The sequence below is a fragment of the Streptomyces sp. NPDC059224 genome (genome assembly GCF_042754285.1).
Taxonomy (GTDB): Bacteria; Actinomycetota; Actinomycetes; order Streptomycetales; family Streptomycetaceae; genus Streptomyces.
This window is the reverse complement of sequence record NZ_JBHZAN010000028.1, coordinates 108,665-130,127: the sequence shown is the minus strand read 5'-3', so window position 1 is coordinate 130,127 and position 21,463 is coordinate 108,665. Positions and strand designations below refer to the sequence as shown.

Here is a 21,463-nt window from a genome sequence, read left to right as displayed (position 1 = left end):
CGAGAAGGTCTGAGCCTTCTCCTGACGGCCGGTTCCGTGTGTGGCGGGGCCGGCCGTCGTCGTTTCCGCGAACGGGGCTCCAGCGGCCGCTGAGGGCCTTGCGCGGGAACCGGCGCATTCTTTATAGTCGTAGAGACTATTAACGGGAGTGATCCGTGACCGTGACCAGCAAGGGGGTGGACGGGCCCGTGCGGGGCTACGACAAGCACGCCTACGAACCCTTCGCCGTCACCGTCGACCTCGCCGTCCTCACCCTCCGCGCGGGGGCCCTGCACGTGCTGCTCGTCGAGCGCGGGCAGGAGCCGTACGCCGGCCAGTGGGCGCTGCCGGGCGGCTTCGTGCTGCCCCGGGAGTCGGCCGAGACGGCGGCCCGGCGGGAACTCGCCGAGGAGACCGGACTGTCGGACGTGTCGGGGCTGCACCTGGAGCAGCTGCGCACCTACAGCGAGCCGGACCGCGACCCGAGGATGCGGGTCGTCTCCGTCGCCTTCACCGCGCTGCTGCCCGACGCGCCCGAACCGCGCGGCGGCGGTGACGCGGCCCAGGCGCGGTGGCTGCCGTACGACCCGGCGCGGCCGCTCGCCTTCGACCACGAGCGGATCCTGGCCGACGGCCACGAACGCGTCGGCGCGAAGCTGGAGTACAGCTGTCTGGCCACCGCCTTCTGCCCGCCCGAGTTCACGCTCGGCGAGCTGCAGAACGTCTACGAGACCGTCTGGGGCGTCGAGCTGGACCGCCCCAACTTCCGCCGCAAGGTGCTCGCCACGCCCGGATTCGTCGAACCGGTGCCGGGCGCCGCCCGATTGACCGGAGGCCGTGGCAAGCCGGCCGCGCTCTACCGCGCGGGCACCGCCGCCACGCTCCACCCGCCCCTGCTCCGCCCGTCCCGGGAAGGACGCCCATGACCTCGCCCCTCCGTTACAAGCGTGCCGCCGGCGGCTCCCTGATCGGTCTCGCCCTCGGGGACGCGCTCGGCTTCCCGACCGAGTTCAACGACGTGCCCTCGATCCTCGCCAAGTGCGGTCCGTGGCGCGAGATGGAACTGCCCGCGCGGGCCTTCGTCTCCGACGACACCCAGATGACCCTCGCGGTCGGGCGCGGACTGCGCACCGCCATGGACCGGGGCGTGCTCGCGCCCAAGCGGCTGGAGCGGCCGCTGCGCGAGGAGTTCGTGGACTGGTACCAGTCGCCCGAGAACAACCGGGCGCCCGGCCGGACCTGCCTGCGGGCCTGCGAGCTGCTGAGGAAGGAGGGGCGGGCCTGGCAGGACGCCAGCCAGATCGACTCCAAGGGGTGCGGGGCCAACATGCGGGTCGCGCCGGTCGGGCTCGCGCCCGGGCTGAGCGACGAACAGCGCGCCGGCGCCGCCCAGTTGCAGTCCGCGCTCACCCACGGGCACCCCACCGCCCTGGCCGCCTCCGACCTGACCGCGCGGGCCGTGCGGCTGCTGGCGACCGGGACCGAACCGGCCGCCCTGATCGGGCGGTTGCGGGACTACGCCCTCGACAACCGCACCCACTACCGCCAGACCTGGCTCGGCGACCTGTGGACCCGGAGCCACGACGCGAGCCCCGAGACGTTCGCCGCGCGCGGCTGGGACGAGTGCCTGGCGGCACTCGACCGCCTCCAGGAGGCCGTGCGGACCGCCTCCCCGGAGGACGACCCGTGCCTGGCCACCGGCGCCGGCTGGATCGCCGAGGAGGCGCTGGCGACCGGGCTGCTGTGCTTCCTGCTCTTCCCCGGTGAACCGGTCACGGCCCTGCGCCGGGCCGCCTGCACCTCCGGCGACTCGGACTCCATCGCCTGCCTGACCGGCGCCTTCGCGGGAGCCTGGCTGGGCGCCGACGCCTGGCCGGCGCAGTGGGCCGACCGGATCGAGCACCGGGCGGACCTGATGACGCTCGGAGCGCTCTGGGACGCTTAGCCCCGTGATCGACGACATCGACCTGACGCACATAGTCGCGGAACAGCCCCACCCGCTGCTGTTCGCGACCGTCTCCGGGGCGCATCTGTACGGCTTCCCGTCCCGGGACTCCGACGTGGACCTGCGGGGCGTCCATCTGCTGCCCGCCGCCGACCTGCTCGGACTGCGGGAGCCGGAGGAGACCCGCTCACGGATGTGGGTCGAGCACGGCGTGGAGATGGACCTCGTCACCCACGACCTGCGCAAGTTCGTCCGGCTGATGCTGCGCCGCAACGGCTACGTGCTGGAGCAGCTCCTGTCGCCGCTCGTCGCGCACACCGGTGACACGCACCGCGAGCTGGCCGCCCTGGCCCCGGGCGTGCTCACCAGCCACCACGCCCACCACTACCGGGGCTTCGGGGTCACCCAGTGGCGGCTGTTCGAGAAGTCCGGTGAACTCAAGCCGCTGCTCTACACGTTCCGGGTGCTGCTCACCGGGATCCATCTGATGCGCAGCGGCGAGGTGCAGGCCCATCTGCCCACCCTCGTCGACGAGGTCGCCGAGGCCCCGGCCTACCTGCCCGAGCTGATAGCCGCCAAGGCCGAGCGGGAACACGGCAGAGCCGGTGCCGAGCACGCGCGCGTGGCGGCCGACGTGGGACGGCTGCACGGGCTGCTCGACGACGCGCAGCACACCTCAGCGCTGCCAGGGACCCCCGCCGGGCACGACGCCCTGCACGACCTGGTGGTCCGGGCGCGCCTCAAGGGCTGACGCGCGCCGGACCCGGAACAGGAAGTCCGCCACCCGTGCGCGGTCCGGCTCGGCCGGCAGCGGGCTGACGCTCAGGGCCCGGTCGGTCTCCTCGCCGAGCCGGGCCATCCGGGACTCGACCTGCGCCCAGGAGACCTCGCCCCGCTTCACCGCCAGCAGTTCCTCGCGCCGGTCGCCGACGTCGATCGTCAGGGCTCCGGTGCGCAGCAGGTCCCGGGCGCTGATCAGCAGCCGCAGCAGATGCATCGCGTGCTTCCAGCGCGGGGCGCCGTGCGTACGGACGTCGGCGTCGAGTTTCCTGCGCTGGCCGAGGGCGTACCGCGTGAAGGTGCCGTACGCCAGCCGGGACAGGAAGGCGTCACGCAGCGCCAGCAGCTCGCGGCCGGTGTCGTCGGCGTGCTCGACCAGGGGCGAGTGCAGGCACTCCAGGATGTTCGGGTTGGCCCGCAGCGCCAGCTCGCAGAATCGTTCCAGCTCCCAGGAGAACCGCTCCTCGCCCGGACCCTCCACATGCGTCGGCGGCTTCTCGAAGCGCCAGAACAGGGGCGTGGGGGCGAGGAACACGCCCCTTCGGTCGGTGTCGCTGTCCCGCGTGGCCAGTCCGAAGGCGCGCGACCCCATGACGCAGGTGTAGACCGTGTGGGCGCGTACCAGGTCCTCGGGCTGCATGCCCCGGAGCGTACGCGGCCCGTCACGTCAGGGTGATCGAATTTCCGCTCACCGTGATGGACTCCGTGGGCAGCGGCCTGGTGGCCGGGCCGTGCGCCACCGAGCCGTCGGCGATGTGGAACCTGCTGCCGTGGCAGGGGCAGTCGATGGTGCCGTCCGCCACCTGCGACACCGTGCAGCCCTCGTGGGTGCAGATCGCCGAGAAGGCCTTGAACTCGCCCCTCGCCGGCTGCGTCACCACGATCTTCTGCTCCTTGAAGATCACGCCGCCGCCCTCCGGGATCTGGCTGGTCTGCGCCAGCGCCTTCCCGGCGGCCGCGCTCGCCGGCCCGGAGGAGGGCGCCTCGGCGGAGGCGGCGGCCGATTCGGAGGAACCGGAGGAGCCGTTGCCGTTGTCGCTGCCGCATCCCACACAGCACACCGCGAGCGCCGACGCGCCCGTCGTGAGCATTGTGCGGCGGGTGGATCCGTCGGTCATGTCGTCACTCCGAACGTGCGGAAGAACCAGGAGGCGGACGCCAGGGAGTCGCTCCGAGCGGAGCAGCAGCATCTTGGCATCGAAAGCGCCGAAGACGAAGCAGATCGGTATGAAGTACCGCAAAACGCGCTTTCCGTACGTCTGACAGCCCAACGAGCCCGGACGGCTCAGGCAGGACGGGCGTTCCGCCCGAGTAGCGGGACGCGGTGATCCGGACGACATTGACCAGGGGGTCTGCCGGCGCCCGCCGGCGTCGTCTCGGAGACGTGGAAAGGCATGGTCATGGCAGGCAACGATCTGGAAAGCATGCTCGGCAGCCTGCTGGGCGGCGACGGCAAGGACGCCGGGCTCCTGGGCGCGCTGATCGGCTCCCTCAGTCACGGCCAGGGCGGCGGTTCGCTGGGAGGCCTCCTCGACAGCCTGGCCAGGTCCGGTCTCGCCACGCAGAAGGACTCCTGGGTCGGCACCGGCACCAACCAGCCCGTCACCGGAGACCAGATCCAGCAGGCCCTGCCGGACGACACCCTCCAGGAGGTTGCCGAGCAGGCCGGCGTCAGCCCGCGGCAGGCCGCCGACCGGATCGCCTGGGAACTGCCCCAGGTCGTCGACCGGCTCACCCCCGAGGGCGCGGTGCCGCGGGCCTCGATCGAGGAACTGGTCCGGGAGCAGACCCGGTGACCGCCGTCTCAGCGGGCGGGCACCGCGCACCGGCCCGCCGGCGGTCTGACTAGGCTGGACGGATCAGGACGACGACGTGGGACGACGTGAGAACAGGAGCAGCGCCGTGGCGGTACGAGCGGTCCGGGGGGCCGTCCAGCTGGAGCGGGACGAGGCCGGCCACATGGACGAGCAGGTCGGAGCGTTGCTCACCACCGTCCTGGAGCGGAACGGGCTGACCGCCGACGACCTGATCAGCATCTGGTTCACGGCCACGCCCGACCTGCACAGCGACTTCCCGGCGGCCGCCGCGCGCAAGCTCGGCATCGTCGACGTCCCCCTGATCTGCGCCCAGGAGCTGGACATCGAGGGCGCCATGCCCCGGGTCGTACGGGTCCTCGCGCACATCGAGTCCGAACGGCCCCGCACCGAGATCAACCACGTCTACCTCGGCGCGGCGGCCGCCCTGCGCAAGGACATCGCCCAGTGAGGACCGCGCTCGTCATCGGTACCGGTCTCATCGGTACGTCCGCCGCTCTCGCCCTCTCCCAGCGCGGTGTCGTCGTCCACCTCGCCGACCACGACCCCGAGCAGGCCCGCATGGCCGCCGCGCTCGGCGCCGGCAGCGACGAGACCCCGCGTGGACCCGTCGACCTGGCGATCGTCGCCGCCCCGCCCGCCCACGTGGCCGCCGTCCTCGCCGACGCGATGGGCAGGGGCCTGGCCCGCGGCTACATCGACGTGGCCAGCGTCAAGGGCGGCCCGCGCCGCGAGCTGGAGGCGCGGGGCCTGGACCTGGCGTCGTACATCGGGACGCACCCCATGTCCGGCCGGGAGAAGTCCGGGCCGCTGGCGGCCACCGCCGACCTCTTCGAGGGCCGCCCCTGGGTGCTCACCCCCACCCGGGACACCGACACCGAGGTGCTCAACCTCGCCCTGGAGCTGGTCTCGCACTGCCGTGCCGTGCCGGTCGTCATGGACGCCGACGCCCACGACCGCGCCGTGGCCCTGGTCTCCCACATGCCCCACCTGGTCTCCAGCATGGTCGCGGCCCGGCTGGAGCACGCCGAGGAGGCCGCCGTCCGGCTGTGCGGGCAGGGCATCCGGGACGTGACCCGGATCGCCGCCTCCGACCCCGGGATGTGGATCGACATCCTCTCCGCGAACCCCGGCCCCGTCGCCGACCTGCTCGCCGACGTCTCCGCCGACCTGGACGAGACCGTGCGCGCGTTGCGGGCCCTGCAGTCCTCGGACGACGTCAAGCGGCACGAGGGCGGAGCCGGCATCGAGGACCTGCTGCGGCGCGGCAACGCGGGCCAGGTCCGGGTGCCCGGCAAGCACGGGTCCGCACCCCGCGCCTACGAGGTCGTGGCGGTGCTCATCGACGACCAGCCCGGCCAGCTGGCCAGGATCTTCGCGGACGCCGGCGCGGCCGGGGTCAACATCGAGGACGTGCGCATCGAGCACGCGACCGGACAGCAGGCCGGTCACGTCCAGATCTGGGTGGAGCCCAAGGCGGTGCCGGTGCTCACCGCGGCGCTGCGGGACCGCGGCTGGGCGCTGCGGCAATAGGCTGAATCAGGCGGTCGCGGGGGCCGGTAACCTTGTGCGGGGCGCGACGGCGCCCCGCCACCACCCACCACCCTGCACCCGGAAGGTGTCCCCCCGTGGAAAACGGCGCCGCAAAGCCCGTGATTGTCGCGATCGACGGCCCCTCGGGCACCGGCAAGTCGAGCACGTCCAAGGCCGTGGCCGCCAAGCTGGGCCTCAGCTACCTGGACACCGGCGCCCAGTACCGGGCGATCACCTGGTGGATGGTGCACAACGGCATCGACCTCACCGACCCGACCGCCATCGCCGCGGTCGCCGGCAAGCCGGAGATCGTCTCCGGGACCGACCCGGCCCACCCGACGATCACCGTCGACGGCGTGGACGTCGCCGGCCCGATCCGCAGCGACGAGGTCACCTCCAAGGTCAGCGCGGTCAGCGCCGTCCCGGAGGTGCGCACCCGGATCAGCGAGCTGCAGCGGTCGCTGGCCCGTGCCACCGCGACCGGGATCGTCGTCGAGGGCCGGGACATCGGTACGACCGTGCTGCCCGACGCCGACCTGAAGATCTTCCTCACCGCCTCCGCCGAGGCCCGTGCGGCCCGGCGCAGCGGGGAACTCAAGGGCGCCGACGTCAACGCCACCCGCGAGGCCCTGGTCAAGCGGGACGCGGCCGACTCCACCCGCAAGACCTCGCCGCTCGCCAAGGCGGACGACGCGGTCGAGGTGGACACCACCGAGCTGACGCTGGTCCAGGTCATCGAGTGCGTCGTCACCCTCGTCGAGGAGAAGCGGGCGGGGAAGTGAGTCTTCCGTCTATTCCGTCACAGCGGGGCGCCGAGGTGGGCCGGCGCATCGGTGTCGGCCTCATGTACGGGCTGTGGAAGCCGCGCGTGCTCGGTGCCTGGCGGATGCCGGCCAACGGCCCCGCGATCCTCGCCGTGAACCACTCGCACAACATCGACGGCCCGATGGTCATGGGCGTGTCGCCCCGGCCGACGCACTTCCTCATCAAGAAGGAGGCGTTCATCGGGCCGCTGGACCCGTTCCTGAACCGGATCGGCCAGCTGAAGGTGGACCGGCAGTCCACCGACCGCACGGCGGTCACCCGCGCGCTCGGCGTGCTGGCGGCCGGGGGAGTGCTCGGCATATTCCCCGAGGGCAGCCGGGGCGAGGGCGACTTCGCCTCGCTGCGTGCGGGCCTCGCCTACTTCGCGGTGCGCTCCGGGGCGCCGATCGTTCCCGTGGCCGTGCTGGGCAGCTCGGAGCGGCGCGGCCGGCTGGTGAAGGGCCTGCCCCCGCTGCGCGCCCGCGTCGACGTCGTCTTCGGCGACCCCTTCGAGGCGGGGGACGGCAGCGGCCGGCGCACCCGCAGCGCCCTGGACCAGGCCACCGAGCGCATCCAGAAGCAGCTCACCAGCCACCTGGAAAACGCCAGGCGTCAGACCGGACGCTGGGCGACACTTAAGTAGTGGATCAGCCCGGTACGGGCCTGTCCACCGATCACCACGATGAACGACGAGGTACGGACTTCATGAACGACCACATCCAGCCCGGCGACTCGGCTGAGCACGAGTACGACCACGGGGCGCTCGGCGACGCCGAGTACACGGAGTTCATGGAGCTCGCCGCCGAAGAGGGCTTCGACATCGAGGATGTCGAGGGTGCCATCGAGGCGGCGGGCCACGGCCCGCTGCCCGTGCTCGCGGTCGTCGGCCGCCCGAACGTCGGCAAGTCGACTCTCGTGAACCGCATCATCGGCCGCCGCGAGGCCGTCGTCGAGGACAAGCCCGGTGTCACCCGCGACCGGGTGACCTACGAGGCCGAGTGGGCCGGCCGGCGCTTCAAGGTCGTCGACACCGGCGGCTGGGAGCAGGACGTCCTCGGTATCGACGCCTCCGTGGCCGCCCAGGCCGAGTACGCGATCGAGGCGGCCGACGCGGTCGTCTTCGTCGTGGACGCCAAGGTCGGCGCCACCGACACCGACGAGGCGGTCGTACGGCTGCTGCGCAAGGCCGGCAAGCCCGTGGTGCTGGCCGCCAACAAGGTCGACGGCCCCAGCGGCGAGGCCGACGCGGCCTCCCTCTGGTCCCTCGGCCTCGGCGAGCCGCACCCCGTCTCCGCCCTGCACGGCCGCGGCACCGGCGACATGCTCGACGCCGTCCTGGAGGCGCTGCCGGAGGCGCCCGAGCAGACCTTCGGCACGGCGGTCGGCGGCCCGCGCCGGATCGCGCTCATCGGCCGGCCGAACGTCGGCAAGTCCTCCCTCCTCAACAAGGTGGCGGGCGAGGAGCGGGTCGTCGTCAACGAACTCGCCGGCACCACCCGCGACCCGGTCGACGAGCTGATCGAACTCGGCGGGATCACCTGGAAGTTCGTCGACACCGCCGGTATCCGCAAGCGGGTCCACCTCCAGCAGGGCGCCGACTACTACGCCTCGCTGCGCACCGCGGCCGCCGTCGAGAAGGCCGAGGTCGCGGTCATCCTGATCGACGCCTCCGAGAACATCTCGGTCCAGGACCAGCGGATCGTCACCATGGCCGTCGAGGCGGGCCGCGCCATCGTCGTCGCCTACAACAAGTGGGACACCCTCGACGAGGAGCGCCGCTACTACCTGGAACGCGAGATCGAGACCGAGCTCGCCCAGGTCGCCTGGGCGCCCCGGGTCAACGTCTCCGCGCAGACCGGCCGCCATATGGAGAAGCTGGTCCCCGCCATCGAGACCGCCCTCGCCGGCTGGGAGACGCGGGTCCCCACCGGCCGCCTGAACGCCTTCCTCGGCGAGCTGGTGGCGGCCCACCCGCATCCGGTCCGCGGCGGCAAGCAGCCCCGCATCCTGTTCGGCACGCAGGCCGGCACCAAGCCGCCGCGGTTCGTTCTTTTCGCCTCCGGCTTCATCGAGGCGGGCTACCGGCGCTTCATCGAGCGCCGGCTGCGCGAGGAGTTCGGCTTCGAGGGCACCCCGATCCACATCTCCGTACGGGTGCGCGAGAAGCGCGGCAAGAAGAAGTAGACGCCACGCCTGAGGGGCGGTCACCGATCTCGGTGGCCGCCCCTCAGGCGTGACTGCGGGCGAACCCGCGACGGATCTTCACAGACCCCGGCGCGGCGCCGGTGGAAGCGCCGCAGGTACCGGGATCATCCCGGTGTCGTGGGAGCGCCCGAGCGTCCCGATCCGCTGCCACTGGGGCGCTTGCGGCTGGTCACCGCCGTTGCGGGCGCTGTAGGCGCCCGCGCTGTACGCGCTGTACGGGTTCCCCCCGTACATCCCCAGGGCGTACGTGCCGGTGCTGAACGGAGTCGTCCCGAAGGCGACGAAGCCCAGCTCCTCCTCACCGCTGCGGTCACCCGGCAGCGTCCGGAAGTTCTTGACCCACTCCGTGTAGAGCGAGTCGTAGATCGGCGTGGCGGAGACCCCGCCTGACGCCTCCTGTGCCGTTCGAGCGGACGGGACAGCGGAGAAGGACGGCCGGCGAGGCGGAAGGTCGTATGCGTGCACGTATGTCCAAACGACCGGGTTCTCTCGGGGATGCGGCCCGCCGGAGGGCTTTTGGGGGCGCCGGCCTGCGGGGGATGTGCCGCCGCCGTGCAGGCGCCCCTCAGATCCCCGCGAGGGGAAGCGCCGCCGCCACCAGCTTCCCGTTCGCCGCGGCCTTGTCGAGCGCGTCGCGCAGCAGGTCCTCCCGGGGCTGCCGCCCGATCGACCCCACCGGCGCCGCGAACATCAGCACCTGCTGGTGCTTGTTGGCGGCGGCCCGCCAGCCGTCGGTCACCTGGAGCGGCTGGTGCGCCTGCCACCAGGCCACCGGCTGGCCGCCGTTGTTCCCCGGCTGGAGCACCGCGTGCAGCTGGCCCACCGCCAGCAGCACCGACCATCCGTGCAGCACCGGCGGCACCCCGGTCAGCTGTGTCACCGGCATGAAGCCCTGCTCGATGAGGAGCGGCAGGAAGTCGTCGCCCACCCCGTCCGTGCCCGGCCGCACGATCGGCGAGGTCGGCTCGACGACGAGCGCGGGGTGCAACTCCCCGGCGATCAGTACGAGTCCGCTGGTCACGCCGAGCACCGCCTGCTCGGGTACGGACTTCTGCCCCCCGCCGCCCGGCGCGCCGTCACCGCTGATGGAGCGGACTGCGCCCTGCAGTTGTTCCTCGGTGACCTGGACGACCTGCGAGGGCAGGCAGCCCGCGTGGGCGAAGGCGAGGACGGCGGTCTCGTCCCCGATGAACAGGACGGTGCTGGTGCGCTCCTGTTCGGAGTCGCCCGGGGTACGGCAGGAGGTGCAGTCGTAACTGCCCGGGGCGTTGTCTCCGGCGAGCAGCCGGTCGGCTTCTTCGTCGCCGATCTCGGCGCGTACCTCGTCGCTGACGTCGAGCATGCGCGGCACGGTGGCTCCCTCGGGGTGCGGTACGTGAAGGACCGGGTGGATCCCGGCCCATGAGCCCCAGGGGTTGCGGGCTCATGAAGAAGACAACGGGTGATCTGTGGTGGTGGTCACGCCCCGGAGGGATCGGGATCCGACCATCCCTCACGCGGTGTCACTCAACGTGCGCAAAACCGCACTCTTCGTCAACTCTGCGCAAGCCAAAGGAGTTTGACGCGGTGAAGTGGGTCACAGATCCATCGATCACATGGTCGACAAATGATGAAATCAGGGAATGTAGTGGGTGGCCGGAAATCGCCGCTACCTGCGGTAACGTCGAACTGGCCTGGCCCGACGGGGAGTTGGTTGATTTCGGACGTTCCCGATCTCTAGATTCCTGCGCCGTGTGCAACGAGCACCGCTCGGGTACGTCCGCCGGCCGGCACCAGGCAGAGCACCATCGCCGTACAGGCCGCCGCGGACGGGGCGAGCGCGACGAACCGCGCCCATCGCGCGGGGACCGCGTCCCGCTTGGGGGATCCCGGGTATGTGGAGAGGGAAATACATGTCCGAGTGTGCCGATACCACCCGTGAGACCGTCGCCAAGAACGGCTCCCGCAAGGGCCGTACGACGGCGGCCCTGGCCGGAGCGGCGCTGCTCGCCCCGCTGGGCCTGCTGGCCGCGACCGGCAACGCCGAGGCGGCGGACAACGGGGTGTGGGACCGCATCGCCCAGTGCGAGAGCGGCGGCAACTGGCACATCAACACCGGCAACGGCTACTACGGCGGACTTCAGTTCTCCGCCTCCACCTGGCGCGCGTACGGCGGCTCCGCCTACGCGTCGACGGCCGACCAGGCCTCCAGGGAAGCGCAGATAGCCGTCGCCACCAGGGTTCAGCAGGCCCAGGGCTGGGGCGCATGGCCGGTCTGCTCGGCGCGGGCCGGAGCCGCCGGTTCGGCACCAGAGGGCGCCTCCGCGACCACGAAGAGCCGCACCGAGCCGGCGACCAGGTCCACCGGCGGATCGGCCGCCAGGTCGGCCCCTGCGCAGCGCAAGGCCCAGCGCCCGGCGGCCCACACCGGCCGTGACTCCGCCCGGGGTGACTACACCGTCCGTGAGGGCGACACCCTGAGCCGGATCGCCGAGCGCCACGGCACCACCTGGCAGCGCCTGTACGCCGCCAACGAGGCCGTCATCGGCGACGACCCGAACCTCATCGTGCCCGGGCAGCGTCTCGCGCTCTGACGCGCGCCCCTGCCCCGCACCGCCCTGCCCCGCCCGGTCCGACCGGGCGGGGCAGGGCGCGTTGTGAGGGTGATTCACGGGAGGCCGAGCGGCTCCGAGTTCGCCCGCCCGGAACCGGCTTCGGCCCGCGCCCGTACGGGGGTTCTGTGCCGAAGCGGTGAAACTCTTATGCGGTGTCAGCTTCCGCGGAGGCCCGTGGATTCGGAATGAAATGGACTCCCGTGAGCGCCTCTGATCCTTACTTCCGGTTCTTTCCGGCTGGCTTTTCGGAAGACCCTACCGGCGTTCGGTAATTGCACGAGAATGAGCCAGGAAGGTGTACTGGACCGCCCATACGTGTGACGGAGTTCGAACGAAACGCGTGTCGTGATTCTGTGACAGAAGCGTGACCGGCCAGGGACGGCGGACTTCGCGGGCCGTTCTCGACTTCCGTCGCCGCGGGAAGCGGCCTAGCGTGGCCGCATGGCACCGAATCCGGCTCCGCCGAAGGAGCCCCAGGACAGCCCGCAGGGGTACGTAGGCCTCGAGGCGGGCGACGCGGAACGGCTCGCCCGGCAGCGGGGATGGCCGACGGTCCGGTCGCTGCCGCCGGGCGCGATCATCACCATGGAGTACCGGACGGGACGGCTCAACTTCGAGGTACGGGACGGCGTCGTGGCGCGTGCCTGGAAGGGCTGACCGGCCGGACGACGGCGAAGGCCCCGGTTCCCGCGGTGGGGAACCGGGGCCTTCGGCGTGCGGGCCGGCTGTGCGTACCGGGCGCCCGCGCCGCCGTGTCCGTCCGGCCGTCAGCCGCCCGTCAGCGGGCGGGCCGGCTGGGTGGCGCCGCCGCCGCGCGGCTGACGCTCGGGGTGCTGCGGCCGGCGGCTGCCGACCGGGGTCACCGGGGTGCGCTCCGAGCGTGCCGTGTGCGGGCCGGGGGCCAGGTGGATCGGGGCCCGGGGGGAGCGGGCCGAGGAGACCGGCTCGCGCTCCGGTGCGGGCGCGTCCTCGGCGGGCGCCGTGCGCGGCTTGAGCACCACCGGCGAGACCGGGACGGGCGCGGGCAGGGGGGCCGTGCGGCCGCGGCCGGCGCGCCAGCGGTCGCGCAGGTCGAAGAGCCAGGTCTCGGCACGGGCGATGAACGGCTCGCACCAGGGCAGTGCCAGCAGGATCAGCAGCCCCGCGGCCCAGCCCAGCAACACGTCGCTCAGCCAGTGCGTACCGAGGTAGACGGTGGACATGCCGACGCCGAGCGAGGTGACCGCGGAGGCCGCGGAGAGCCAGCGGCGAGCTCGCGGGGTGGAGGCCAGATACGCAAGAATTCCCCAGGTCACCACCGCGTTGGCGGTGTGCCCGCTGGGGAATATATCGCCGCCCAGGCCCATCTCGTTCGAGCCGATCAGGGTCGCGTAGTGCGGTCCGAGGCGCCCCATGCCGAGCTTGGCGGCGCCGACCGTGATGTTGAGCAGCAGCAGTGAGGCGCCGAGGGTGAGCATCGGGCGCAGGGTGTGCTGCCGCCAGGAGCGCCAGCCCAGCCAGGCCGCGACCATCACGGCGGTCGGGCCGCGCTGGCCGAGGACCACGTAGTAGTCGACGAACCAGTGGATTCCCGACCACTGCTGGTACGGCCGGAAGAACATGACCTGCCAGTCGAGCCGGACCAGCCAGGACGTGATCACGACGGCCCACACGATCGCCAGGTAGAAGGCGAGGGTCGCGGTGAACAACACGACCCGGTGCCGGCTCATCTTCGGCACATCAATGTGGGCCGGTCGTTCCGGCTCACGGTCCAGCCTGGCGAACACCCGGTCCAGACGGGTGAGGTTTCGTTCGGTACGCACCCAATCGACGTTACAGCGAGTGAGCTCTGTTCCCGGTCGAAACAGCGGCTTTGTGATGACGATGTGATGTGGGAAAGCTCTCAGGAGGTCTCCGAATTCTAAGGATTCCGTAATCCTCGGCGGGCCCGCCCTTCAATTCCTTTGATCATGCCGGGCGGCCGTTTTATGGCACTTATGAATTCGTTAACCAAGGCGTGGTGTGGAATCCTCCGGCTGCTCACCGTCGCCACGCCGATGATCATGGTGGCCCCGAGCCGTTCAGCCAGAACGCGCCATACAGCGCCGAGGCCACCGCCACCGCGGCCGTCACCAGCACCGCTGTACGGGTGCGCGCCCGGGCGAGGGCCCGGGCCAGGGGCAGCAGCACCGGGAAGGCCGGCATCAGCAGGCGCGGCTTGGAGCCGAAGTAGCTCGACGCGCAGAGCGCGAGCGCGAGGACGACACCTGTGTAGACCAGCAGGGGAAGAGGCTGCCGCTGCCGGACGCCGGTCACGTAGAGCCACAGCAGCAGGCAGACGCCGGCGATCAAACCCGCTCCGGCGAGGGCGGACGGAATTGACGTGAACTTGTCGGCGACGAAGCGCGCGAACGCGTAACCGCCGTCGAAGCCGTTGCGCCAGCCCGCCTGGACGTCCAGATAGCCGAGCGGGCCCTTGCCGGTGCGGTGGCCGACCCACAGGACATAGGCGGCGGCGCCGGCGGGGGCGAGGAGCATGCCGAGGGCGCGGCGCCACGGGGGTGCGCCGGGGGCGGGTGTGCCGCCGGCGGTGCGGGGGGCGCGTGACAGGTGTGGGGCGCACATCGTGGGGGGTGCGCCGGATGTTCGCCGAACGCGCCGGGCGCGGGCGGCGTCGGACGGTTCCGGGGCGTGTCCGTCGTCCCGCACGCCGGGTGCGTGCTTCTGGCTACTGTCTTGCGCGCCCACGCTCCGGTCTCGCACGAACGAGACCACGCCGGCCGTCCACACCGCCGCCACGACGGCGAGCCCCACCGGCCGGGTCAGCCCCGCCAGCGCGGCCGACACACCCGCCGCGACCCAGCGGCCGGTCAGCACGGCGTACAGCGACCACGCGGCCAGCGCCGTGAAGAGGGACTCGCTGTAGGCCATCGACTGCACGATCCCGACCGGCAGGACGGCCCACAGCAGCACCGCGCAGAGGCCGGTCCGCGCGCCGTACACGAAGTCCGCGACCGAGAAGATCCCCCAGGCCGCGGCGAGCGAGGCGAGCAGGGCGACCGTGAAGCCCGCGCCGGCGCAGGAGAGGGGCGTGAGCGCGTGCAGCCCCCGCTCCAGCCAGGGCAGCAGCGGGAAGAAGGCGAGGTCGGAGTGGACGTCGCCGTTCGGCAGCCGTACCTCGTAGCCGTACCCGTGCGCGGCGACGCGCGCGTACCACAGGGAGTCCCAGCGCGCCGTCAACAGGGTGTACGCGCTCTTGCCGCGCGCCCCGCTCCACACGGCCAGCGCGAGCAGGCCGAGGGCGCGCACGGCGGCGTACCCGAGCAGGGCCGGCACCGCCCGGCGCAGGGCCGGGACGCGTGGAGCCGCCACGGGCGTGTCAAGATCGGTCACAGGCTCGATTATCGACGGGCCTCGGAACCGCGGGCCCCACCCCGGCGTGGTGCGCGGGGGGTCAGTGGTGTACGCCACACGACTTCCGCAGAGCGTGTGAGAGGTCCGCCACGTGCCACCGGAACGAACTCGCGTACGCTGATGTGTCACTCGCGTTCGTATGCGCGGGCCGGAGATCCCGCTCCTCTCCGGCCGTACGACGGGGAGTCCCCGCCCCGCCGATTCCGCCGCACGCGAGGGATCACCTGGGAGGTACGTTCATGTCCGGGACGACCACGGCAGCCGTACGGCCGCGCCGTCGGGCGACCGGTGCCCGGGCCGGTGCCAACCGCTGGGTCGTCCTCGTCGTCCTCTGCGTCAGCCTGCTGCTGGTCGCCCTCGACGCGACCGTGCTGCACGTCGCGGTGCCGGCCGTCACCGAGGACCTCAAGCCCGGCGCCATGGAACTGCTCTGGATCGTCGACGTCTACCCGCTGGTCTGCGCCTCGCTGCTGATCCTCTTCGGCACGCTCGGCGACCGGGTGGGCCGGCGGCGCGTCCTGCTCCTCGGGTACGCCCTGTTCGGGATCGCCTCGGCGCTGGCCGCCGTCGCACCGACCGCCGAGGCGCTGATCGGGGCCCGGGCGCTGCTCGGTGTCGGCGGCGCGATGATCATGCCGGCGACGCTGTCGATCCTCCGGCAGGTCTTCCCCGACCGCCGTGAACGCGCCCTGGCCATCGGCGTATGGAGCGCGGTGGCGGCCGTCGGCGCGGCCGTGGGGCCGCTGTTGGGCGGCTTCCTGCTCGAACACTTCTGGTGGGGCTCGGTCTTCCTGGTCAACATCCCCCTGATGCTGATCAGTCTCCCGGTGGGGCGGCTGCTGCTGCCCGAGTCGCGCGGTGACCGCACCGGGCCCTGGGACGTCGTGGGCGCCCTGATGGCGGCGGTCGGGCTGTTCGGCGTGGTGTTCGCCGTGAAGCGGCTGGGCAGCGGTGAGCCGGCCGCCGACGCGCTGACGGTGGCGCCGCTGGTGTGCGGTGCGCTGCTGCTGTTCCTGTTCGTGCGGCGGCAACGGCGGCGTACATACCCGTTGGTGGACCTGAAGATGTTCGCGCGGCCGGCCTTCAGCACCGCGGTGGGCTGCATCGTGCTGGCGATGCTCGCACTGGTGGGGCTCGAACTGATCGCCGCGCAGTACCTGCAACTGGTGCTGGGCCTCTCGCCCCTGCAGACGGGGCTCCGGCTGCTGCCGCTCACACTCGCCGCGATGGCGGCCGGGCTGGCCGGGGCACGGCTGCTGCGGCGGGTCGGGCCGCGCCGGATGGTGTGCTTCGGGTTCTGCCTGACCGCGGCGGCGGTGCTGATGCTGACCTCGATGGGCGGGGTGGACAACGCGGGTCTGCTGCTGTTCGGCTTCGTGCTGCTCGGCTTCGGCCTGGAGACTACGCTCTTCGGGGCGTACGAGTCGATGCTGAGCGAGGCGCCCGCGGCGCAGGCCGGCGGAGCGGCGGCGATCGGCGAGACCTCCTACCAGTTGGGGGCGGGCATCGGGATCGCGCTCCTCGGCAGCGTGATGAACGCGGCGTACGCGCCCGGGCTGTCCCGGGTCCCCGGGGTGCCGGAGTCGGCGTCCGCGTCCGCGAGCCATTCGCTGGGCGAGGCCTACGAGGTCGCCGGACGGCTCGGCGGCCCGACGGGTGCGGCGTTGCGCCGGGCGGCGCGGGACTCCTTCGTTCACGGTCTGCACGTGACGCTGCTGGTGAGCGCGGGACTGCTGCTGCTGGGCGCGGTGATGGCGCTGCGGTTGCCCCGGGCGATGCAGTGCGAGGAGCCCGCGGTGGAGCTCCCGGCTCCCAGGGAGCCCCAGATGTCCCGTGTCTCGGCATGACCCGCCCCTGCGAGGCTGTGCGAACAGGGAGACTGCGCGTAGCCTGGGGTAACTAGCGGTGCTAGTTTTAGGAGGGTTTTCATGTCCGCGTCCGGGAAGTTGCCTCCGTTCGATGCCGGTGATCCGCTCGGCATCGACGATCTTCTGGAGCCGGAGGATCTCGCCGTCCGGGAGACCGTGCGGAGCTGGGCGGCGGACCGGGTGCTGCCGTTCGTCGCCGAGTGGTACGAGAGCGGGGAGCTGCCGGGCATCAGGGAGCTCGCCAAGGAGCTGGGCGGCATCGGTGCCCTCGGGATGTCACTGACCGGCTACGGCTGCGCCGGCGCGTCCGCCGTGCAGTACGGCCTCGCCTGTCTGGAGCTGGAGGCCGCCGACTCGGGCATCCGCTCGCTGGTGTCCGTGCAGGGATCGCTGGCCATGTACGCCATTCACCGGTTCGGGAGCGAGGAGCAGAAGTCCCGGTGGCTGCCCGCCATGGCCGCCGGTGACGTCATCGGGTGCTTCGGTCTCACCGAGCCCGACCACGGCTCCGACCCCGCCGCGATGCGCACGTACGCCAAGCGCGAGGCCGGCGGCGACTGGGTGCTCAACGGGCGCAAGATGTGGATCACCAACGGCTCGGTGGCCGGCGTTGCCGTCGTGTGGGCGCAGAGCGACAACGGGATCCGCGGGTTCGTCGTGCCGACCGACGCGCCCGGGTTCTCGGCGCCGGAGATCAAGCACAAGTGGTCGCTGCGGGCGAGCGTCACCAGCGAGCTGGTGATGGACGACGTGCGGCTGCCCGCCGATGCCGTGCTGCCCGAGGTCACCGGCCTCAAGGGCCCGCTCAGCTGTCTGTCGCACGCCCGCTACGGGATCGTCTGGGGCGCCATGGGCGCGGCCCGCACCTGCTTCGAGGCGGCCGTCGGCTACGCGAAGTCGCGGGAGCAGTTCGGCAGGCCCATCGGCGGCTTCCAGCTCACCCAGGCCAAACTCGCCGACATGGCGGTAGAACTGCACAAGGGGATCCTGCTCGCCCATCACCTGGGGCGGCGGATGGATGCCGGCCGCCTGCGTCCCGAGCAGGTCAGCTTCGGCAAGCTCAACAACGTACGGGAGGCGATCGAGATCTGCCGTACGGCGCGGACGGTCCTCGGGGCGAACGGGATCTCGCTGGAGTATCCCGTGATGCGGCACGCGACCAACCTGGAGTCGGTGCTCACCTATGAGGGCACCGTCGAGATGCACCAGCTCGTGCTGGGCAAGGCGCTCACCGGGCTCGACGCCTTCCGGTGAACCCCGCGCGGGGGCAGGGCCGGCGAGCGGCCCTGCCTCAGCTCTGATTGAAGAAACCGTCTTCCCGGCGCGAGGCCGGCTCACCGTTGACGATCTCGGTGTTGGCGGGGGAGAGCAGGAAGACCCGGTTGGACACCCGGTCGATGGAACCCCGGAGGCCGAAGATCAGCCCGGCCGCGAAGTCGACGACCCGCTTGGCGTCGCCGGCCTCCATGGCCGTGAGGTTCACGATGACCGGCACACCCTCGCGGAACAGCTCGCCGATCGCGCGGGCGTCCCGGAAGCTGTCCGGGGTGACCGTGCCGATCCGGCGGCCCTTCTCCTCGGCGGTGTCCGAGGCCACCTTGACCCGCGGGTCGGTGACCCAGGCATCCCCGGGCTGCTCGGTCCCTTCGGAGTAGTCGTCGTCGTAGTAACGCTCGTCATCGTTGTCGTCGACGAGGCCAAGCCAGGCACTCGCCTTGCGTACCGATCCCATGGACGCCTCCTCTCACAGCGGTCTTTCATGCTTCCGCATCCCTATGGTCGTCCATGATGCGGATGGCGCGCCAAGTGGATAGACGCCGCGCGGGGGGTTTGTGACGGTACTGGTGCAGAGCGCATACGTCGAGAGCCCAGGTACCCCAAGGGTCGTGACCCACACGGCTGCTGACTGTGAGTGAAATATGATTGTTCTGGGCGTATGGGTGATAAGCGGTGCGTCCGGGTGAACCGGCTACGGGTGACGAACCGACAGTAAGCCGATACGACAAAGCAGCTCAGCGTCGCAACGGCCCTGACATACCGTCAATTCTTCTGTTCCGGCGATGAGATCCGTGCGAGGGCGAGGGGAGGGGTGCACGTGTGAAGGCGGAGCGAGGAACGCGGGGAAGAACGCGAGAAGTCCCCGCCGTCGGCGGGGCGCGCAGTGGGTCAGCTCAACAGGAACAGGACCACACGCGACCGAAGTCGATGTGGGAGCGGGTGACCAGCCACTGCTGCGGATGCATGGGCCAAGTGGAACAGGTCTCCGGTTTCCCGTCAACCGACTTGAGACGCGCTGCTCACAGTCCGGACAGCCTTGACAGAGTGGGGAAACGGACCCGTACAGTCGAGGGACGGCCCTGCTGAGGGGCTCGGCCGTAAGAGCGCCGCCCAGCGGCGTTCCGTGTGAAGGCACCCGCCGCACCACCGTGCGCGCGTCCACCGTGTTCGCTTGATCCGCCACGGAGCCTTCGCATGTCATCCGACACCCTGGTCACAGCCCCCGCCACCCCCGGCATATCCGACCCGTCCGAGCGCGCGGACGTCCCGAGAACCGTCCCGCGGCGCCGCCACCACGTCGAGAGGCACCACGCACGCGGCACGGGGACGGCCCGATGAGGCCCCGGCTGGTGATCGTGGGAGCCGGTCCGCGGGGGACCGGGCTCCTCGAACGCATCGCCGCCAACGCGCCCGAGCTGTACGCGGGCACGGGCCTCGACATCCACCTGGTCGACCCGCACCCACCGGGCGCCGGCCGGATCTGGCGGGCCGCCCAGTCGCCGCTGCTGTGGATGAACTCGCACGCCGAGGACGTCACCATGTTCACCGACGAGTCGGTGCGGATGAGCGGCCCGGTGCGCGAGGGACCGACCCTGCACGAGTGGGCGGGACTGGACGGCCGTACCTTCGCCGACCGGCGGATCCAGGGCCGGTATCTGCGGCACGTCTACGACCGCGCCGTGGCCGACCTGCCCGAGGGCGTCACCGTGCACCACCACCCCTGCCGTGCCCTGCGGGTGAGCGGGCCGCGCGAGGGACGCCGGCAGGTCTGGCTGGAGGGCCGCCAAAGCCCGCTCCCCGCCGACCTCGTGGTCCTCGCCCTCGGTCATCTGGACGCCGACCTCGACCCCGAACAGACCGCCCTGGCCGCGTACGCCGACGCGCACGGCCTGGTCCACCTGCCGCCGGACTTCACCGCCGACAGCGACCTGTCCGCACTGCGGCCCGGTGAGCCGGTGCTGGTGCGCGGCTTCGGGCTCGCCTTCGTCGACCTGATGGTGCTGCTCACGGAGGGCCGGGGCGGACGGTACGACAAAGACACCTACCTGCCGTCCGGACGGGAGCCGGTGCTGTACGTCGGGTCGCGGCGCGGAGTGCCGTACCACTCGAAGATCGGCTACGACTGGACCGGCGAGCGGCCGCCGCTGCCCCGGTTCCTCGGACCCGGCGAGGTCGACGAACTGCGAGCCCGGCCGGGTGGTTTCGACTTCCGGCGGGACGTGTGGCCGCTGGTGGAGAAGGAACTGGGCTTCGCCCACTACCACCGCCTGTTCACCGTCCACCCCGAGCGGACGGCCGTCGCCTGGCGGGACTTCGAGGAGAAGTACGCCGCCGCCGAGGGCGACGCCGAGACCCGGGCCCTGGTGTCGGCCGCCGTGCCGGACCCGGCGGACCGGCTCGACCTCGCGGCGCTGGACCGCCCGCTGGACGGGGTGCGGTACGGGTCGCACGAGGAGTTCCAGGAGGGGCTGCGGGCCCATGTCGAGGAGGACCTGAGCCGTCGGCACGACCCGCGGTACAGCCCTGATCTGGCGGTCTTCCTCGCACTGCTCTCCGTCTACGGGCAGTTGGTGCGGCTCGGGGACATCGGGTCCTGGTGGCACGGGTTCTTCAGCTGTCTGGCCTCCGGACCGCCCGGGCCCCGGCTGCGGCAGCTGCTCGCGCTGTCCCGGGCGGGGGTGGTCCGGTTCGTCGGCGCCGGGATGACGGTGACGGCGCGGGACGGGGTGTTCCGGGCGTCCGCGGACACCGTGCCCGGGTTCGCCGTCGAGGCGCGGGCACTGGTCGAGGCCCGGCTGCCCGAACCGACCGTGGAGCGGGCCCGGGACGCGCTGCTGCGCGAGCTCCAGACGGACGGGGCCGCCGAGACGCCCGAGGGGCTGCTCCGGGTGGACCCCGTGGACGGACGGATCCTCGACGGGGGCGGGCTGCCGCATCCCCGGCGGTTCGCGCTCGGCCCGTTCACCGACGGCCGTACGCCCGGCGCGTTCACCCGGCCGCGCACCGGAGGGCCCGCGTTCAGGCAGAACGACGCCACGGCGCGGGCGGCGCTGGTCTTCCTCCGGGACCTGACGGACCGGTCCGCCCGGTCCGCAGGGCCGTCCCCCGCCGGCTCCCCGGAGGAATCCACTCCATGAGGGTCACGGCCGGCAGGCTCTACGGACCGCCCGAGCGGGAGATGCGACGGGTCGGGGAAGCCGGGCGGTCGACACAGGTGCCGCAGGCTCCGGGCCGGGAGCGGACCCGGGTGTTTCCTTCCGAGGCGCCGTG

At 71.9% G+C, this 21,463-nt stretch carries 21 protein-coding genes and 1 pseudogene; 14 read left to right on the top strand and 8 right to left on the bottom strand.

Annotated elements, in window-relative coordinates; all coding sequences use genetic code 11:
* The first annotated feature begins 155 nt into the window (after positions 1 to 155).
* Genes ACFXI4_RS29990 through ACFXI4_RS29980 form a run of 3 tightly spaced genes read left to right on the top strand, consistent with a single transcriptional unit; the run spans position 156 to position 2,675 of the window.
* Positions 156 to 905: an NUDIX domain-containing protein gene (locus ACFXI4_RS29990; protein ID WP_384996813.1), complete on the top strand. Its 750-nt coding sequence runs from the start codon at positions 156 to 158 to the stop codon at positions 903 to 905.
* Positions 902 to 1,924 (top strand): ADP-ribosylglycohydrolase family protein, encoded by a 1,023-nt coding sequence (locus ACFXI4_RS29985; RefSeq protein WP_384996811.1) that lies wholly within the window; start codon positions 902 to 904, stop codon positions 1,922 to 1,924. The genes ACFXI4_RS29990 and ACFXI4_RS29985 overlap by 4 nt, the downstream gene beginning before the upstream one ends.
* Positions 1,925 to 1,928: 4 nt before the next feature.
* The gene (locus ACFXI4_RS29980) at positions 1,929 to 2,675 is read left to right on the top strand and encodes a DNA polymerase beta superfamily protein (protein WP_384996809.1); all 747 of its coding nucleotides are present in this window, start codon (positions 1,929 to 1,931) and stop codon (positions 2,673 to 2,675) included.
* On the opposite strand, the gene ACFXI4_RS29975 is transcribed toward ACFXI4_RS29980, so the two are convergent.
* From ACFXI4_RS29975 to ACFXI4_RS29965, 3 genes and pseudogenes are all read right to left on the bottom strand, one after another.
* Complete coding sequence (locus tag ACFXI4_RS29975) at positions 2,601 to 3,344, bottom strand: DNA polymerase beta superfamily protein (protein ID WP_384996807.1); 744 nt, start codon at positions 3,342 to 3,344, stop codon at positions 2,601 to 2,603. The two genes, ACFXI4_RS29980 and ACFXI4_RS29975, sit on opposite strands and share 75 nt — an antisense overlap.
* Positions 3,345 to 3,366: 22 nt before the next feature.
* Positions 3,367 to 3,822 (bottom strand): Rieske (2Fe-2S) protein, encoded by a 456-nt coding sequence (locus ACFXI4_RS29970; RefSeq protein ID WP_384996854.1) that lies wholly within the window; start codon positions 3,820 to 3,822, stop codon positions 3,367 to 3,369.
* Between the two features lie 81 nt (positions 3,823 to 3,903).
* A pseudogene (locus ACFXI4_RS29965) lies at positions 3,904 to 4,044 on the bottom strand (hypothetical protein); the annotation flags it as partial.
* A 12-nt stretch (positions 4,045 to 4,056) separates the two neighbouring features.
* Between ACFXI4_RS29965 and ACFXI4_RS29960 the strand changes: the two are divergent.
* From ACFXI4_RS29960 to der, 6 genes are all read left to right on the top strand, one after another.
* The gene (locus ACFXI4_RS29960; protein ID WP_384996852.1) at positions 4,057 to 4,500 is read left to right on the top strand and encodes a YidB family protein; all 444 of its coding nucleotides are present in this window, start codon (positions 4,057 to 4,059) and stop codon (positions 4,498 to 4,500) included.
* 106 nt (positions 4,501 to 4,606) lie between these two features.
* Positions 4,607 to 4,969 (top strand): chorismate mutase, encoded by a 363-nt coding sequence (gene aroH / locus ACFXI4_RS29955; RefSeq protein ID WP_384996805.1) that lies wholly within the window; start codon positions 4,607 to 4,609, stop codon positions 4,967 to 4,969.
* Complete coding sequence (locus ACFXI4_RS29950) at positions 4,966 to 6,051, top strand: prephenate dehydrogenase (protein WP_384996803.1); 1,086 nt, start codon at positions 4,966 to 4,968, stop codon at positions 6,049 to 6,051. The genes aroH and ACFXI4_RS29950 overlap by 4 nt, the downstream gene beginning before the upstream one ends.
* 95 nt (positions 6,052 to 6,146) lie before the next feature.
* Positions 6,147 to 6,833 carry a (d)CMP kinase gene (gene cmk / locus ACFXI4_RS29945; protein ID WP_384996801.1) on the top strand — a complete coding sequence of 229 codons (687 nt, stop codon included), beginning with the start codon at positions 6,147 to 6,149 and terminating at the stop codon, positions 6,831 to 6,833.
* On the top strand, positions 6,791 to 7,498 hold the full coding sequence (locus ACFXI4_RS29940) for a lysophospholipid acyltransferase family protein (protein WP_384996799.1): 708 nt from the start codon (positions 6,791 to 6,793) through the stop codon (positions 7,496 to 7,498). The genes cmk and ACFXI4_RS29940 overlap by 43 nt, the downstream gene beginning before the upstream one ends.
* Positions 7,499 to 7,560: 62 nt before the next feature.
* Complete coding sequence (der, locus tag ACFXI4_RS29935) at positions 7,561 to 9,039, top strand: ribosome biogenesis GTPase Der (RefSeq protein WP_362726986.1); 1,479 nt, start codon at positions 7,561 to 7,563, stop codon at positions 9,037 to 9,039.
* Between the two features lie 78 nt (positions 9,040 to 9,117).
* Here the strand turns inward: der and ACFXI4_RS29930 are convergent, their stop codons facing one another.
* Together ACFXI4_RS29930 and ACFXI4_RS29925 are read right to left on the bottom strand one after the other, a co-directional pair.
* Positions 9,118 to 9,525 carry a hypothetical protein gene (locus ACFXI4_RS29930; RefSeq protein ID WP_384996797.1) on the bottom strand — a complete coding sequence of 136 codons (408 nt, stop codon included), beginning with the start codon at positions 9,523 to 9,525 and terminating at the stop codon, positions 9,118 to 9,120.
* A gap of 100 nt (positions 9,526 to 9,625) precedes the next feature.
* Positions 9,626 to 10,411, bottom strand: a complete 786-nt coding sequence (locus ACFXI4_RS29925; protein ID WP_362726991.1) for a hypothetical protein — start codon at positions 10,409 to 10,411, stop codon at positions 9,626 to 9,628.
* Positions 10,412 to 10,952: 541 nt separating this feature from the next.
* Between ACFXI4_RS29925 and ACFXI4_RS29920 the strand changes: the two genes are divergently transcribed.
* Positions 10,953 to 11,633, top strand: coding sequence for a transglycosylase family protein (locus ACFXI4_RS29920; protein ID WP_384996795.1), 681 nt, complete (start codon positions 10,953 to 10,955; stop codon positions 11,631 to 11,633).
* A gap of 462 nt (positions 11,634 to 12,095) precedes the next feature.
* Positions 12,096 to 12,311 carry an I78 family peptidase inhibitor gene (locus tag ACFXI4_RS29915; protein WP_362726997.1) on the top strand — a complete coding sequence of 72 codons (216 nt, stop codon included), beginning with the start codon at positions 12,096 to 12,098 and terminating at the stop codon, positions 12,309 to 12,311.
* Positions 12,312 to 12,421: 110 nt separating this feature from the next.
* Here ACFXI4_RS29915 and ACFXI4_RS29910 read toward each other — a convergent pair whose 3' ends face one another.
* Together ACFXI4_RS29910 and ACFXI4_RS29905 are read right to left on the bottom strand one after the other, a co-directional pair.
* Positions 12,422 to 13,456, bottom strand: a complete 1,035-nt coding sequence (locus ACFXI4_RS29910) for a phosphatase PAP2 family protein (protein WP_384996793.1) — start codon at positions 13,454 to 13,456, stop codon at positions 12,422 to 12,424.
* Positions 13,457 to 13,694: 238 nt separating this feature from the next.
* Positions 13,695 to 15,026: a mannosyltransferase family protein gene (locus ACFXI4_RS29905; protein ID WP_384996791.1), complete on the bottom strand. Its 1,332-nt coding sequence runs from the start codon at positions 15,024 to 15,026 to the stop codon at positions 13,695 to 13,697.
* A gap of 260 nt (positions 15,027 to 15,286) precedes the next feature.
* Between ACFXI4_RS29905 and ACFXI4_RS29900 the strand changes: the two genes are divergently transcribed.
* Positions 15,287 to 16,894 (top strand): MFS transporter, encoded by a 1,608-nt coding sequence (locus tag ACFXI4_RS29900; protein WP_384996789.1) that lies wholly within the window; start codon positions 15,287 to 15,289, stop codon positions 16,892 to 16,894.
* 81 nt (positions 16,895 to 16,975) lie between these two features.
* Positions 16,976 to 18,169, top strand: a complete 1,194-nt coding sequence (locus ACFXI4_RS29895; RefSeq protein WP_384996787.1) for an acyl-CoA dehydrogenase family protein — start codon at positions 16,976 to 16,978, stop codon at positions 18,167 to 18,169.
* 37 nt (positions 18,170 to 18,206) lie between these two features.
* Here the strand turns inward: ACFXI4_RS29895 and ACFXI4_RS29890 are convergent, their stop codons facing one another.
* Positions 18,207 to 18,647 carry a cell division protein SepF gene (locus ACFXI4_RS29890; RefSeq protein WP_351699550.1) on the bottom strand — a complete coding sequence of 147 codons (441 nt, stop codon included), beginning with the start codon at positions 18,645 to 18,647 and terminating at the stop codon, positions 18,207 to 18,209.
* Between the two features lie 880 nt (positions 18,648 to 19,527).
* Here ACFXI4_RS29890 and ACFXI4_RS29885 point away from each other — a divergent pair.
* Complete coding sequence (locus tag ACFXI4_RS29885; protein WP_384996785.1) at positions 19,528 to 21,330, top strand: FAD/NAD(P)-binding protein; 1,803 nt, start codon at positions 19,528 to 19,530, stop codon at positions 21,328 to 21,330.
* The last annotated feature ends 133 nt before the right edge of the window (positions 21,331 to 21,463 follow it).